The following is a 14827-nucleotide window of genomic DNA, read 5'->3' as shown; positions in this document are numbered from 1 at the left end:
TCTCCGGGCCTGCCGCATTCAATCTTCACGTAAAGGTGCTTCTGAAAATCCCTGGCAGTGGCAACGCCGGTCATTTTCAAAGGCACCCGCAAGCGGACACCCGATATCATGTTGACCGATCACAAGCTCCCCCTGGGCGAGTATATTTCCGCCTTTGTCGACTGGCTGATTCGCCATGGCGCCAACTACTTCGACGCCATTGCCTACAGCCTTGAAATGATGATCCACGGCCTGACGTTCTCCCTGGCCTGGTTCAACCCTTACGTACTGATCGGCCTGATCGCCGCCCTGACCCACTTCATCCAGCGCAAGTGGGGCCTGACCGTCTTCGTGATTCTGTCGTTCCTGCTGATCCTCAACCTGCACTATTGGCAAGAAACTCTGGAAACCCTCGCCCAGGTGCTGTTCGCCACCCTGGTGTGCGTGATCATCGGCGTGCCGCTGGGCATCATTGCCGCGCACAAGCCCTGGTTCTACACCTGCATCCGACCGATTCTCGACCTGATGCAGACCGTGCCAACCTTCGTCTATCTGATCCCGACCCTGACCCTGTTCGGCCTGGGCGTGGTACCCGGTCTGATCTCTACGGTGGTGTTTGCGATTGCCGCACCGGTGCGCCTGACTTATCTGGGGATTCGCGACGTCCCTCAGGAACTGCTCGACGCCGGCAAGGCCTTCGGCTCTTCGCGTCGCCAGTTGCTGACCCGTATCGAACTGCCCTATGCCATGCCGAGCATCGCCGCCGGTATCACCCAATGCATCATGCTGTCGCTGTCGATGGTGGTGATCGCCGCCCTGGTGGGCGCCGACGGTTTGGGCAAACCTGTGGTCAACGCACTGAACACTGCCGATATCGCGGTTGGCTTCGAAGCCGGCCTTGCGATCGTATTGCTGGCCATCATGCTCGATCGTATCTGCAAACAGCCTGAAGCCAAGGTGGGAGCCGACGCATGAGCATCATCAAATTCGAAAACGTGGACGTTATTTTCAACAAGGACCCACGTGCCGCACTCAAACTGCTGGACCAGGGCAAGACGCGCGGCGAAATCCTCCAGGAGCTGGGTCAGATCGTCGGCGTCGAAAAGGCCAACCTGGATATCAACAAGGGCGAGATCTGCGTCTTGATGGGCCTGTCCGGCTCGGGCAAATCCAGCCTGCTGCGCTGCATCAATGGCCTGAACACGGTCAGCCGCGGCTCGCTGCTGGTGGAGCACGAAGGCTCGAAAATCGACATTGCCAACTGCACCGAAGCCGAGTTGAAGATGATGCGCACCAAGCGTATCGCCATGGTGTTCCAGAAGTTTGCCCTGATGCCCTGGCTGACTGTGCGCGAGAACATCAGCTTCGGCCTGGAAATGCAGGGACGACCGGAAAAGGAGCGGCGCAAACTGGTCGATGAGAAACTCGAACTGGTGGGCCTGACCCAATGGCGCAACAAGAAGCCCGATGAGTTGTCTGGCGGCATGCAGCAACGTGTCGGCCTGGCCCGTGCACTGGCAATGGACGCCGACATTCTGTTGATGGACGAACCCTTCTCGGCCCTCGACCCGTTGATTCGCCAGGGCCTGCAGGATGAACTGCTGAGCCTGCAAAGCAAGCTGAGCAAAACCATTGTCTTCGTCAGCCACGACCTGGACGAAGCGCTGAAACTGGGCAGCCGCATCGCAATCATGAAAGACGGGCGGATCATCCAGTACAGCGTGCCGGAAGAAATCGTCCTCAACCCGGCCGACGAATATGTGCGCAATTTCGTTGCCCACACCAACCCGCTCAACGTGCTGTGCGGGCGCAGCCTGATGCGCACCCTGGACAACTGCAAGCGGATCAATGGCTCGGTATGCCTGGATCCGGGTGGCGATTCCTGGATTGATCTGGCCGAAGGCAATGTGATCAAAGGCGTACGTCAGGGCGCCGCACCGATTTCGGTACAGAACTGGCAGCCTGGTCAGAACGTCGCGGACCTGCAGCGTATCCCGACCCTGGTGGACTCCAACATCGGCATGCGTGACGCGCTGCAGATTCGTTACCAGACCGGCAACAAGCTGGTCCTGCAGGACGGTAACCGGGTGGTGGGGATTCTCGGCGACACCGAGCTGTATCACGCCTTGCTGGGCAAAAACCACGGCTGATGCCCACCTGCCCTGTGCACCGTGCGCAGGGCATAACAGCTGAGAATGAGTTGCAAGTAGCCTGAAATCAGCCGCGAATTCCTCGGAGTTCGCGGCTTTTTTCATATCCCTACTGTTTTTAATGATTTATCGACCGGAGAAAAATAACTAGACTGCGGGGCCGTTTCGTCACTGTGACCCAGGAGACCCCGCCCCATGCCCAAGGTCGGTATGCAACCCATCCGTCGCCAACAACTGATCCAGGCCACATTGGCCGCGATTGATCAGGTCGGCATGGGCGACGCCAGCATCGCCTTGATCGCGCGTCTGGCCGGTGTCTCCAACGGCATCATCAGCCACTATTTCAAAGACAAGAATGGCCTGATCGAGGCCACCATGCGCCATCTGATGAACGCTCTGAGCGCCAACACGGCGGCGCGTCGCCAGGCCCTTGTCGACGATAGCCCCAGAGCACACCTGCGGGTCATTGTTGAAGGCAACTTCGACGTCAGCCAGGTCAATGGCCCGGCGATGAAAACCTGGCTGGCGTTCTGGGCCACCAGCATGCACCACACCTCGCTGCATCGCCTGCAACGCATCAACGACCATCGTCTGTACTCCAATCTGTGCTGGCAGTTCCGCCGTGCCCTGCCTGTCGATCAGGCACGCAGCGCCGCCCGCGGCCTGGCAGCCCTGATCGATGGCCTGTGGCTGCGCGGCGCGCTGTCGGGTGATGGGTTCGATACCGAGCAGGCGCAGCGCATCGCGTTCGAGTATCTGGATATGCAACTGGCCAAGGCAGCGACAGCCTGAAGGAGCGCTCGGGCGGCGATCCGTCGGGCGGCGATCAGTTTTAGCAGCGAAGCTTCGCAGCTAAAGCTGCTCCTACAGGGCCCCGTGTTTGCTGCGCGCAGGCTCGCCTCTGCCAATGAGGCGGGTTAATCTGGCCATATAGAAGCAAAACGCCTTTAACGGAGCCTGCGCCGCATGTTCGACTTCCACGCCATCCTCAAGCAGCGCTTCGCGGCGTTGCGCAGTGAAGCGTCGTTCTTTTCCATTCGCCACGTAAAACGTACCCATCAATACCTTTCGGTACGCCGCAACGTCGCCCAGCCGTTGTCGCTGGGTCAGGACGAGGGGGCAATGATTACCGTACGCCTGGCGGGCGTGGAAACCTACGCGGCGACCCACGACCTGTCACAACAGGGTTTGCAGGCGGCGCTGGAGCGCGCCGAAGCGCTGGCCCGCCAGTTGGCGCCGCATGCGCTGCTCGACCTCAGCGCACAACCGGTCTCCAGTGCCCAGGCCGATTACCTGTCGCCACATCTGGACCAGGCGTTTCCCGCGCTGGGCGACGCCCTGCAACTGCTGCTCGACGAATCGGCCAGCGTGCCCAAAGACCAGCGTCTGGTCGACTGGCGAGCCAGTCTGGGCCTGGAAACCCTGGAGCAGATCTACCTCAACAGCGCCGGCGCGCAGTTGCGTCAGGCCCAGCGCTTTGTTTATCCGGGCCTGAGCGTCACTGCATGGGACGGCCACGACAGCCAGACCCGCAGCCTGGGCGGCAGCAACTTCGGCCAGCAGGGCGGCGCCGAAATCATCCAGCGTTGCGGCTTGCCCGGCGCAGCCCCACGGGTAGCCGACCAAGCCTTGCAACTGGTGCTGGCGCCCAATACCCCCAGTGGTGCACGGGACCTGCTACTGATGCCCGACCAGATGATTCTGCAGATCCACGAATCGATCGGTCATCCTCTGGAACTGGACCGCATCCTGGGTGATGAGCGTAATTACGCTGGCACCAGCTTCGTCAAGGCGTCAGATTTCGGCACCCTGCAGTATGGCTCCAGCCTGCTCAACGTGACCTTTGACCCGGAGATACCCGAACAACTGGCCAGCTACAGCCATGACGACGACGGCACACCGGCCAGCAAGCACTACCTGATTCGCAACGGTCTGCTGGAGCGGCCACTGGGCGGCGCCTTGTCGCAACAGCGCAGTGGCCTGCCGGGGGTGGCCAACAGCCGCGCCTGTAACTGGAACCGCGCGCCCATCGATCGTATGGCCAACCTGAATATCGAGCCAGGCGATCAGTCGCTGGACAGCCTGATCGGCGGTATCGAACACGGCATCCTGATGTCCAACAACCGCTCCTGGTCCATCGACGATGCTCGCAACAAATTCCAGTTCGGCTGCGAATGGGGACAACTGATCGAAAACGGCCAGCTCAAGGGCGTGGTCAAGAACCCCAACTACCGGGCCGTGTCCGCACAGTTTTGGCGCAATCTCAGTGCGGTGGGCGACGCCAGTACCTTCGAGGTGCTGGGCACGCCCAATTGCGGCAAGGGCGAACCCAATCAGGTGGTGCGGGTTGGTCATGCTTCACCGGCCTGCGTATTCAGTGATGTAGATGTATTCGGAGGAGACGCCTGATGGACCGCCAAGCACAATTCGAAGCCCTGGTGGCCGTGCTCAAGGCCGGTTGCGAGAGCGCTGAGCAGTTCACCCTGAGCTATGACGCCGAGGCGTCGGACTTCATCCGTTTCAATCACGGCCAGGTGCGTCAGGCCGGGCACGTGCAACAGGCCAGCGTCAGCCTCAAACTGATCCACGACGGTCGCCATGCCGACCTCAGCCTGACCCTGGCTGACGCCCCGACAGAGGACCGTCTGCGTCTGGAACAGGCGCTGCGCCAGTTGCGCGAAACCTTGCCACTGCTACCTGTCGACCCGTACCTGCTGCCCAATACCGAAGCCTGGAGTACCGAGAGCTGGCAAACCACGCCATTGCCAGAGAGCAGCAGCGTAGTGGCGCAGATCAGCGAAATGGCCCGTGGCCTGGATCTGGTCGGTATCTATGCCGCCGGCCCCATCTACCGCGGCTTTGCCAGTTCCTGGGGCGCCCTGGGCTGGCATCAGGCCAACAGCTTCAACTTCGACTGGAGCCTGTTCCATGCCAACGGCCAGGCGGTAAAAGCCAACTATGCAGGGCTGCATTGGGACAACGCAGCCTGCGTCCGCCAGTTCGAACAGGCTCGCGAGCAATTGCAGTACCTGGGCCTGCCGGCAATCACCTTGGCGCCCGGACAATACCGCGCCTATCTGGCGCCCGCCGCATTGGACGAAATCATGAGCATGCTGGCCTGGGGTGGCTTCTCGGCACAGGCCATCGCCAGCAAACAAAGCCCGCTGCAACGCCTGTACGACGGCGAGGCGCACCTCAGCCCGCTGGTGAGCCTGAATGAGCACGTCAGCGGCTCGCTGTCGCCAGCGTTCTCCGGCGAAGGCTACCCGCGCCGCGACCTGGGCCTGATCAGCGCCGGCCAGGCCGGCGAGCGCCTGGTGGACTCCAGTAGCGCCGCCGAATACCAATTGCCTGCCAACGGCGCCAACGGCGGCGAATGGCCCAGCGCGCTGAGCATGGCGGCTGGCGAGTTGGCCCAGGAAGATATCCTTCAGCAGCTCGGCACCGGCCTGTACATCGGCAACCTCTGGTACCTGAACTTCTCCGACCAGCCCGCTGCGCGCATGACCGGCATGACCCGCTTCGCAACCTTCTGGGTCGAGGACGGTCGGATCAGTGCACCGGTCAATACCATGCGCTTCGACGACAGCGCCTACAGCATGCTGGGCGATCAGCTAGAAGCCCTGACCCGGGAACGCGAGCTGATTCTGTCGACCAGCACCTATGAGCAGCGCCAGACATCCTCGACCCGCTTGCCCGGCGCCTTGATCAAACGCCTGACCCTGACGCTGTAAGGAGCGCATGAGCACATCGACACCTGTTCTGGATGAAAAGACCCTGCGCTGGATGCCGTGGGTGATCGCCATCGCCTTCTTCATGCAAAGCCTGGACGGCACCATTCTCAACACCGCATTGCCGTCCATGGCCCAGTCACTGAAGGAAGACCCACTGCGCATGCAGTCGGTGGTGATCGCCTACATGCTGACCATCGCGCTGCTGATTCCCGCCTCGGGCTGGATCGCTGACCGCTTTGGTATCAGGCGCATCTTCTTCAGCGCGATCCTGTTGTTCAGCATTGGCTCGTTGCTCTGCGCCGTGTCATGGACCCTGGACATGCTGGTCGGGGCGCGGATCATCCAGGGGCTGGGCGGCGCGCTGATGCTACCGATCGGCCGGCTGATCGTGCTGCGTGCCTACCCGCGCTCGGAGCTGGTGCGGATCATGGGGTTCATCACCGTCCCGGCCCTGCTCGGTCCGCTATTGGGACCGACCCTGGGCGGCTGGATGGTCGAGTACATGAGCTGGCACTGGATTTTCCTGCTCAACATTCCGGTGGGCATCCTCGGCTGCTATGCGGTCAAGCATTACATCCCGGACATCCCCGGCGGCGGGCGTACGCGCTTCGACACGCTGGGTTTCCTGTTGTTCGGCGCCGCCATGCTGCTGATCACCGCCGCCATGGAAGGGCTGGGCGAGCTGCATTTGCCACACATGCGGGTGGTGCTGTTGCTGTTTGCCGGCATGGGTTGTCTGGCCGCTTACTGGCTGCGCGCCGGGCATGTCGAGGCACCGCTGTTCTCGCCGACACTGTTTCGCACCCGGACCTTCGCGGTGGGTATCCTCGGCAATCTGTTCGCCCGCCTGGGCAGCGGCGCGCTGCCGTTTCTGATTCCTTTGCTGCTGCAAGTCGCGCTGGGCTATTCGCCGTCCCAGGCCGGGATGAGCATGCTGCCACTGGCGGCCGCAGGAATGTTCGCCAAGACCATCGCGCGCTGGCTGATCGACGCGCTGGGCTACCGGATCATCCTCACCGGCAACACGCTGCTGCTGGGCATACTGCTGGCCAGCCTGGCGCTGGTGGATGCGCAGACCCCGTACTGGGTATTGCTGGTGCATCTGGCGCTGCTCGGGGCGGTCAACTCGCTGCAGTTCACGGCGATGAATACCGTGACCCTGATCGACCTGGACGATGCCAGCGCGGCCAGCGGCAACAGCCTGTTGTCAGTGGTCGCGCAACTGGCCCTGAGCCTGGGCGTGGCCTGTGCAGCAGCGCTGCTGGGCGGGTTCAGCAGCGACGTGAGTGGTGGCGAAGCCAACAGCGTGCTGGGTGCGTTCCAGCTGACCTTTCTCAGTGTCGGGGTGATGTCGATGCTGGCGGCGGGGATCTTCCTGCAGCTTCCGGGGCGCAAGGCGTAGGACAGCCCTTCGCGGCTGAAGCCGCTCCTACGCGACCTCGTGATTTGCTACACTGCGCGACATTTTTGTTTTGCAGGTCCTGCCGTCGTGACACAAACCGCTTTCAATACCTTGCCGCTGTCTGCCGCCATGCTGGCCAACCTGGAGTCGCTGGGCTATGCCGAGATGACGCCGATCCAGGCGCAGGGTCTGCCGGTGATTCTCAAGGGCCTGGACCTGATCGCCCAGGCCCAGACCGGCAGCGGCAAGACCGCAGCCTTCGGCATCGGCCTGCTCAAACCGATCAACCCGCGCTTTTTCGGCTGTCAGGCACTGGTCATGTGCCCGACCCGCGAACTCGCCGATCAGGTGGCCAAGGAGATTCGTCGCCTGGCCCGCGCCGAAGACAATATCAAGGTGCTGACCCTGTGTGGCGGCGTACCGTTCGGTCCGCAGATTGGCTCGCTGGAGCACGGCGCACACATCATCGTCGGCACGCCCGGACGTATTCAACAGCACTTGCGCAAAGGCTCGCTGGTGCTCGACGGCGTCAACACCCTGGTGCTCGATGAAGCCGACCGGATGCTCGACATGGGCTTTATCGAAGCCATTACCGAGATCGTCGAACACACCCCTGAGCGCCGCCAGACCCTGCTGTTCTCGGCTACCTACCCGGCCGGCATCAAGCAACTGGCCGCGCAGTTCATGCGTGAGCCGCAGATCGTCAAGGTCCAGACCCTGCACGCCGACAGCCAGATCCAGCAGATTTTCTACGAGATCGCCCCCGAGCAACGTCTTGAAGCGGTAGTGCGGGTGCTCAATCACTTCCAGCCGGCCTCCTGCGTGGCCTTTTGCTTCACCAAGCAGCAGGTCCAGGAAGTGGTCGACCATCTGACCGCCAAGGGCATGTCGGCCGTGGCGCTGCACGGTGATCTGGAACAGCGTGACCGCGATCAGGTGCTGGCGATGTTCGCCAACCGCAGCACCTCGGTGCTGGTGGCCACCGACGTGGCGGCACGCGGCCTGGATATCGATGCGCTGGACATGGTGATCAACGTCGAGCTGGCCCGCGATTCGGAAATCCACGTGCACCGGGTCGGGCGTACCGGCCGCGCAGGCGAAAAAGGCGTGGCGATCAGCCTGGTTGCACCGCCGGAAAGTGCTCGTGCGCGAGCCATCGAATCGCTGCAAAAGACGCCACTGAACTGGCAACAGTACGACGCCCTGACCACCAAGGGCGGCGCTCGCCTGCAACCGGCGATGACCACCCTGTGCATTGCCTCGGGCCGCAAGGACAAACTGCGTCCTGGCGACATTCTTGGCGCCCTGACCGGCGACGCGGGCATTGCGGGTAAACAGGTCGGCAAGATCGCGATTTTCGACTTCCAGTCGTATGTCGCCGTTGAGCACGCCGTCGCCCAGCAGGCGCTCGATCGCCTGAACAAAGGCAAGATCAAGGGCAAATCGCTGCGCGTGCGAATCATCTGATCGCACCGCAACCTCTGGCCATCGACTTATGGGAGGCAGCTCTGCTGGCGACTGCTCACACCCTGTCGCGGGCAGACCGGGGCGCCGGCCGGCCCCTCCCACAAAAGCCGGGACAGGTCTGCTGCAACGGCGTCTGCCCATCTATTCACGAGGATCTTTCGTTGTCCGTTACTGACGTTGTAATCATCGGCGCCGGCGCCGCCGGCCTGATGTGCGCCCTGACTGCCGCAGCTCGCGGACGGCGGGTGATGGTCATCGACCATGCCAATAAACCGGGCAAGAAGATTCTGATGTCCGGTGGCGGGCGCTGCAATTTCACCAACATGTACACCGAGCCCTCCAACTTTCTGTCGCACAACCCGCACTTCTGCAAGTCGGCACTGGCGCGCTACACGCAGTGGGATTTCATCGACATGGTGCTGCGCAACGGCGTGCCATACCACGAGAAAAAGCTCGGCCAGCTGTTTTGCGACAACAAGTCCAGCGACATTCTGGAAATGCTTCTGCATGAATGCCAGCAGGCCGGTGCCAGCCTACACATGGACACCGCCGTGCAGAAGATCGACAAGACCGACACAGGCTATCGGTTGCAGACCAGCCTCGGACGCCTGGACTGCGCCTCACTGGTCATCGCCACCGGCGGCCTGTCGATTCCGACCCTGGGCGCCACCGGCTTCGGTTATCAGGTCGGTGAGCAGTTCGGCCACACGTTGCTGCCGACCCGTGCCGGCCTGGTGCCATTTACTATCACCGATCAGCTCAAGGCCCTGTGCAGCGAGTTGTCCGGCACCTCCGTCGATTGTCTGGTCAGCTGCAACGATGTCAGCTTTCGCGAAAACATACTGTTCACCCATCGCGGCCTGAGCGGCCCGGCAGTGCTGCAGATTTCCTCGTTCTGGCTACCTGGCGACACGGTACACATCAACCTGCTGCCCGACCGCGATGCCCATGAATGGCTCAAGCAGCAACAAGCCGAACGGCCCAATAGCGAGCTGAAAACCCTGCTGGGCGAGGTGTTCACCAAGAAGATGGCCAACCTGCTGGCCGATCACTGGTTCAGCTCCAGACCGATGAAGCAGTACCCCCACGCCGAGCTGGCCGCGATCGCCGAAAAACTGGCGGACTGGCAAGTGGTGCCGGCCGGCACCGAGGGCTATCGCACGGCGGAAGTGACGCTGGGTGGTATCGACACCCGCGAAGTGTCATCCAAGACCATGGAGTCACTGAAATCGCCAGGGCTGTACTTCATCGGTGAAGTGCTGGACGTGACCGGCCACCTGGGCGGGTTCAATTTCCAGTGGGCCTGGGCGTCCGGTTACGCGGCAGCGCAGTATGTGTGACACGGTGTCGCAGCCAGGTCGCAACCGAACCAACCGGAATATATTTTGCTAATGCGGATGTACAGCTTGCCTGCGGCGCTGTAAATATCCATCTGCACTCGCGAAAAAGGCTGTCAGCGCATTCATGGCATCGAAATCCCTGAGTCATACCTTCCGCCGCCTGTGGGCGCAGGACAAGTTTGCCTATAGCATCCGGGTGTTTATCGCCCTGACCGGCAGCATGGCGCTGTGCTGGTATCAGAATGAGATGGGCCTGTTGATTCCGCTGTTTCTGGGAATCATCGCCTGCGCCCTGGCCGAGACCGACGATAACTGGCAGGGCCGGCTCAACGCCCTGGCCGTGACGCTGGTGTGCTTCAGCATCGCCGCGCTGGCCGTCGAGCTGCTGTTTCCCTACCCATGGATCTTTGCCATTGCCCTGGCGCTGGCCAGCTTCTGCCTGACCATGCTCGGCGCCCTTGGCGAGCGCTATGGCGCGATTGCCTACGGCACCTTGATCCTGTCGGTGTACACCATGATCGGCGTCGATCAGCGCGGCGGCGAGGTGCTGGACTTCTGGCACGAACCGATGCTGCTGGTGGCCGGCGCGGCCTGGTACGGTTTGCTGTCGGTGCTCTGGCAGTTGTTGTTCTCCAACCAGCCCGTCCAGCAGGCGCTGGCCCGGCTGTTTCGCGAGCTGGGCCTGTACCTGAAGCTCAAGTCGAGCCTGTTCGAACCGATTCGCGGCCTGGATATCGAGGCCCGGCGCCTGGAGCTGGCGCAGCAGAACGGCAAGGTCGTCGCCGCACTCAATGCCACCAAAGAGATCATCCTGCACCGGGTCGGCAGCAACCGGCCCGGCTCCAAGGTCAGCCGCTACCTGAAGCTGTACTTTATTGCCCAGGACATCCACGAGCGCGCCAGCTCGTCGCACTACCCCTACAACGCGCTGACCGACGCATTCTTTCACAGCGACGTGCTGTTTCGCTGCCAGCGCCTGCTACGCCAGCAAGGCTCGGCCTGCCAGGCACTGTCCGAATCAATCCAGATGCGCCAGCCGTTTATCTATGACGCCAACTTTGCCGAGGCCATGGAAGACCTGCGCGCCTCGCTGGAGCACCTGCGCCTGCAAAGCAACCCGGCCTGGCGCAGCCTGCTGCGCTCGCTGCGGGCGCTGGCTGCCAACCTGGAAACCCTGGACCGCCTGATCAGTGACGCCAGCAATCCCGACGCCCTGGCCGATGCCAGCGACAGCAGCCTGCTGGACCGCTCACCGCGCAACCTCAAGGATGTCTGGAACCGCCTGCGCCTGCAGATGACGCCGACCTCACTGCTGTTTCGCCATGCACTGCGCCTGCCGCTGGCGCTGTCGGTCGGCTACGCCATGGTGCATCTGATTCATCCGGCCAACGGCTACTGGATCATCCTGACCACGGTCTTTGTCTGCCAGCCCAGCTATGGCGCCACGCGGATCAAGCTGGGCCAGCGGATCATCGGCACCGCCATTGGCCTGGTCGCGGGATGGGCGCTGTTCGGCCTGGTCACCAGTCCGATTCTGCAATCGATGTGCGCGGTACTGGCCGGCGTGGTGTTCTTCGTCAATCGCACCACCCGCTATACCCTGTCGACCGCTGCCATCACGGTGATGGTGCTGTTCTGCTTCAATCAGGTTGGCGACGGTTACGGGCTGCTGTTGCCACGCCTGTTCGATACCCTGCTCGGCAGCCTGATTGCGGGCCTGGCGGTGTTCCTGTTCCTGCCTGACTGGCAGGGCCGGCGGCTGAACAAGGTGTTGGCCAATACCCTGGCCTGCAACAGCGTCTACCTGCGCCAGATCATGCAGCAGTACGCCAAGGGCAAGAGCGACGACCTGGCCTATCGCCTGGCCCGGCGTAACGCCCACAACGCCGACGCGGCGCTGTCTACCACGCTGGCCAACATGCTCAAGGAGCCTGGGCATTTTCGTAAGGAAGCCGATGTGGGCTTTCGCTTTCTGGTGCTGTCGCACACCTTGCTCAGTTACCTGTCGGGCCTGGGTGCGCACCGCGATACCCAGTTGCCGCCGACGGTCCATGAGCACCTGATCGATGGCGCCGGCGCAACCCTGGCAGCCAGCATCGAAGACATTGCCCGCTGTCTGGCCGAACGTCAGCCGGTCGCCGTCCAGAGCGACGCTGAAGAAGCACTGGCCAATGAGCTTGAGCAAGTCACCGATGAACTGGAAGAAAGCCAGCGCCTGGTACAGACCCAACTGGCGCTGATTTGCCGGCAACTGGCGCCACTGCGCACCTTGGCCGCGCACCTGGTCAAGCAGCCGGAGCCGGCCTGAGAGGATCTCTACAAAATGGCTGCACTCGGCAATACGGCGTTGAAATCGGCCTGGATCGCCAGCCCGGTCAAAATGCTCATGTACTTATGTACACAGCGCTTTTTCGTTCGATTTCGCCTTGTCTTGCCTTCGTTCGCCTATTTTGTAAACACCCTCTGAGCGCCGATCAGAAGCCGTGCCGACGCAACAGTTCGTAATAGCTGCCGTCGGCCTTCATCGCGGCAATCGCCGCATCGAAGCGCTCCACGACACGGGCATGATCGGGGCGTTTGAGACTGACCAGAATGTGCAGGCTGTTTTCACTCAGCGGCTGGGCCAGAAACTCCAGCGCATCACGGACATCGGGCTCTTCCAGCGCCAGGTGATTGCGGGCGACGTATTCGTCTTCGAGAATCAGGTCGATGCGCCCGGCGGCGAGCATCCGCGCCGCGATCGAGAAGTTCTGTACCTGCACCTTGCGTACCTGGGCGTCGGCGTCAAACCCCGGCGAGTAGGCATAACCGCGCACCACACCGACCTGATAGCGATGCAGCATGCTGGGTGTCCAGCTGTCGAACGGTGCGTCCCGGCGCTTGAGAAAACGGACCCGGTTGAGCAGGTATTCGCCTGAAAAGTGACCTATACGCGTGCGCTCATCGGTGTACCAGGCATTGATCAAGACATCGTAGCGACCCTCGCCAAGTCCGAGTATGGCTCGGGCCCAAGGCACCTGATCGTAACTGGTGACATAACCCGCCCGGGCCAGCGCAGTGCTGACAATATCGGTGGCCAGACCGCCATTGGGCAAATTGACGTCAGTGAATGGCGCCCAAGGGTCAGCCACCAGTCGCAGACGTTCGGCGGCGTTGGCCCCGCTTATCAACAGCAGCCCCGCCACTCCCATGATTCGAATCCATCGCCGCATGCGCGATACCTGAAGGGGCCTGTCGTCCATAACGCTTCCAATCCACTCATCACTGTTCGATGCGACGCCCGCCTCAGCTGTGCAGATGCTACCGATCCACTCACAGTGAAACAGGCAAGCACCCTTTACCCTGCGCCACACAACGCGCCAGACAGCGGGTGGCAGAGGGTTTTATTGGGAATACCGTCCGATGGGTTTAGAATCCTGTTCAGGTTTTTCTCCGAGTCAGCGACATGTCTATCAAATGGATCTGCAAACACCATACCGACTTGAGCATAGAGCAGCTTTATTCGCTGCTGCGCCTGCGTGCCGAGGTGTTCGTCGTCGAGCAGCAGTGTGCCTATCTGGATGTGGACGGCATGGACCTGATCGGTGACACCTGCCATGTGATGGGCTGGCAGGAAGGCCAGCTGGTGGCGTATCTGCGCTTGCTGGACCCGATCCAGCAGGGCGGCGATGTGACCATTGGCCGGGTGGTGACAGCCCCGACGATCCGCAACAAGGGGCTGGGCCATGAGTTGATGGTCCAGGCCCTTGAACAGGCCGAGCGCAAATGGCCGGACCAACCCATTTATCTATCGGCGCAGGCCCATCTGCAGGGCTACTACAGCCGCTATGGTTTCAATGCCGTGGGCGAGGTGTATCTGGAAGACGGTATCGCGCATATCGGCATGCGCCGCGACCTGGAATAACCACTACGGATAACCCAGCACCTGCTTGATGCCCGCCAGATTGCGCTCGATCCAGCACGGGTCAATCGCCCCCCAATCATGAATACGATAATCACCGGCCTGATGCCGGGCACCTTCGCGCTGTTCGAACTCACAAACGATATCCAGATCGGCCAGTGCCGCAATGGTGTCCTGCGCGGTACGCCGGGGCATGCCGGTGGCTTCGGTCAGGGCCGGCACGCTGCAGGCCTGGCCACTGTCAATCAGCCAGGCCACGTAAAGGCGCCGGTAGAAGCTGCTTTTGGTCTTGCTCACGTCCATGCCGGGTTCTCGTCTCAGCCGGCCTGCAGATCGCGCCAGGTCAGATAGACGCGCAGGTCGAATTCCAGTTGGTGGTAACCGGGCAGCATGTGCTCACAAAGCTTGTAGAACGCCTTGTTGTGCTCGGACTCTTTGAAGTGCGCCAACTCATGGACCACGATCATGTCCAGAAACTGAGGGGCCGCTTCCTTGAACAGCGAGGCTACGCGGATTTCCTTCTTGGCCTTGAGCTTGCCGCCCTGCACCCGTGACACCGTGGTATGCAGGCCCAGCGCCCGATGGGTCAGGTCCAGACGGTTGTCGAACAGCACCTTGTCGATCGGCGGGGCATTGCGCAGGTGCTGGTTTTTCAGTTCCAGCGCATAGGCATACAGCGCCTTGTCGCTCTGAATAGCGTGACGGCCTGGATAGCGCTGCTGCAGGTAGTCGCCCAACTGCTGTCGGGCAATCATCTGACGCACCTGATCCTGCAGGGTCGCAGGGTAGGCTTGCAGGTACTTGAGTGGTGGCTGAGGACTGCTGGTCATCACAAAATAGCGGTAGCGGATCGA

General features: G+C 61.8%; 13 protein-coding genes. 10 read left to right on the top strand and 3 right to left on the bottom strand.

Annotated elements, in window-relative coordinates; genetic code table 11:
• Positions 1 to 105 precede the first annotated feature (105 nt).
• The 9 genes from choW (at position 106) to yccS (ending at position 12380) form a co-directional block, all read left to right on the top strand.
• The gene (gene choW / locus PSCI_RS11600; RefSeq protein WP_173426713.1) at positions 106 to 954 is read left to right on the top strand and encodes a choline ABC transporter permease subunit; all 849 of its coding nucleotides are present in this window, start codon (positions 106 to 108) and stop codon (positions 952 to 954) included.
• Positions 951 to 2129 (top strand): choline ABC transporter ATP-binding protein, encoded by a 1179-nt coding sequence (gene choV, locus PSCI_RS11595; RefSeq protein WP_045486681.1) that lies wholly within the window; start codon positions 951 to 953, stop codon positions 2127 to 2129. The genes choW and choV overlap by 4 nt, the downstream gene beginning before the upstream one ends.
• 195 nt (positions 2130 to 2324) lie before the next feature.
• A complete protein-coding gene (gene betI, locus PSCI_RS11590) occupies positions 2325 to 2921 on the top strand; it encodes a transcriptional regulator BetI (RefSeq protein WP_045486679.1) in 597 nt (198 codons plus the stop codon).
• A 174-nt stretch (positions 2922 to 3095) separates the two neighbouring features.
• Positions 3096 to 4538, top strand: coding sequence for a TldD/PmbA family protein (locus PSCI_RS11585; protein ID WP_045486676.1), 1443 nt, complete (start codon positions 3096 to 3098; stop codon positions 4536 to 4538).
• On the top strand, positions 4538 to 5863 hold the full coding sequence (locus PSCI_RS11580; RefSeq protein ID WP_045486674.1) for a TldD/PmbA family protein: 1326 nt from the start codon (positions 4538 to 4540) through the stop codon (positions 5861 to 5863). The genes PSCI_RS11585 and PSCI_RS11580 overlap by 1 nt, the downstream gene beginning before the upstream one ends.
• 7 nt (positions 5864 to 5870) lie before the next feature.
• Positions 5871 to 7265 carry a multidrug transporter subunit MdtD gene (mdtD, locus tag PSCI_RS11575; RefSeq protein ID WP_045486671.1) on the top strand — a complete coding sequence of 465 codons (1395 nt, stop codon included), beginning with the start codon at positions 5871 to 5873 and terminating at the stop codon, positions 7263 to 7265.
• An 87-nt stretch (positions 7266 to 7352) separates the two neighbouring features.
• Positions 7353 to 8732 (top strand): ATP-dependent RNA helicase DbpA, encoded by a 1380-nt coding sequence (gene dbpA / locus PSCI_RS11570; protein ID WP_045486668.1) that lies wholly within the window; start codon positions 7353 to 7355, stop codon positions 8730 to 8732.
• A gap of 161 nt (positions 8733 to 8893) precedes the next feature.
• Positions 8894 to 10072: an NAD(P)/FAD-dependent oxidoreductase gene (locus tag PSCI_RS11565; RefSeq protein ID WP_084709939.1), complete on the top strand. Its 1179-nt coding sequence runs from the start codon at positions 8894 to 8896 to the stop codon at positions 10070 to 10072.
• A gap of 124 nt (positions 10073 to 10196) precedes the next feature.
• A complete protein-coding gene (yccS, locus tag PSCI_RS11560) occupies positions 10197 to 12380 on the top strand; it encodes a YccS family putative transporter (protein WP_045486666.1) in 2184 nt (727 codons plus the stop codon).
• Between the two features lie 166 nt (positions 12381 to 12546).
• On the opposite strand, the gene PSCI_RS11555 is transcribed toward yccS, so the two are convergent.
• Positions 12547 to 13284, bottom strand: a complete 738-nt coding sequence (locus tag PSCI_RS11555; RefSeq protein ID WP_045486663.1) for a substrate-binding periplasmic protein — start codon at positions 13282 to 13284, stop codon at positions 12547 to 12549.
• A 233-nt stretch (positions 13285 to 13517) separates the two neighbouring features.
• Here PSCI_RS11555 and PSCI_RS11550 point away from each other — a divergent pair, with 233 nt between their 5' ends.
• A complete protein-coding gene (locus PSCI_RS11550; RefSeq protein WP_045486660.1) occupies positions 13518 to 13976 on the top strand; it encodes a GNAT family N-acetyltransferase in 459 nt (152 codons plus the stop codon).
• Positions 13977 to 13979: 3 nt separating this feature from the next.
• Here PSCI_RS11550 and PSCI_RS11545 read toward each other — a convergent pair whose 3' ends face one another.
• Both PSCI_RS11545 and PSCI_RS11540 read right to left on the bottom strand, forming a co-directional pair.
• Entirely contained in the window at positions 13980 to 14276 is a 297-nt protein-coding gene (locus PSCI_RS11545) for a winged helix-turn-helix domain-containing protein (protein WP_045486657.1), read from the bottom strand.
• Between the two features lie 14 nt (positions 14277 to 14290).
• Positions 14291 to 14803, bottom strand: a complete 513-nt coding sequence (locus tag PSCI_RS11540) for a YgjP-like metallopeptidase domain-containing protein (protein WP_045486654.1) — start codon at positions 14801 to 14803, stop codon at positions 14291 to 14293.
• Positions 14804 to 14827 lie beyond the last annotated feature (24 nt).

This window comes from Pseudomonas sp. StFLB209 (genome assembly GCF_000829415.1).
In the GTDB taxonomy this organism is placed as follows: domain Bacteria; phylum Pseudomonadota; class Gammaproteobacteria; order Pseudomonadales; family Pseudomonadaceae; genus Aquipseudomonas.
This window is presented reverse-complemented; position numbering and strand designations above follow the sequence as displayed.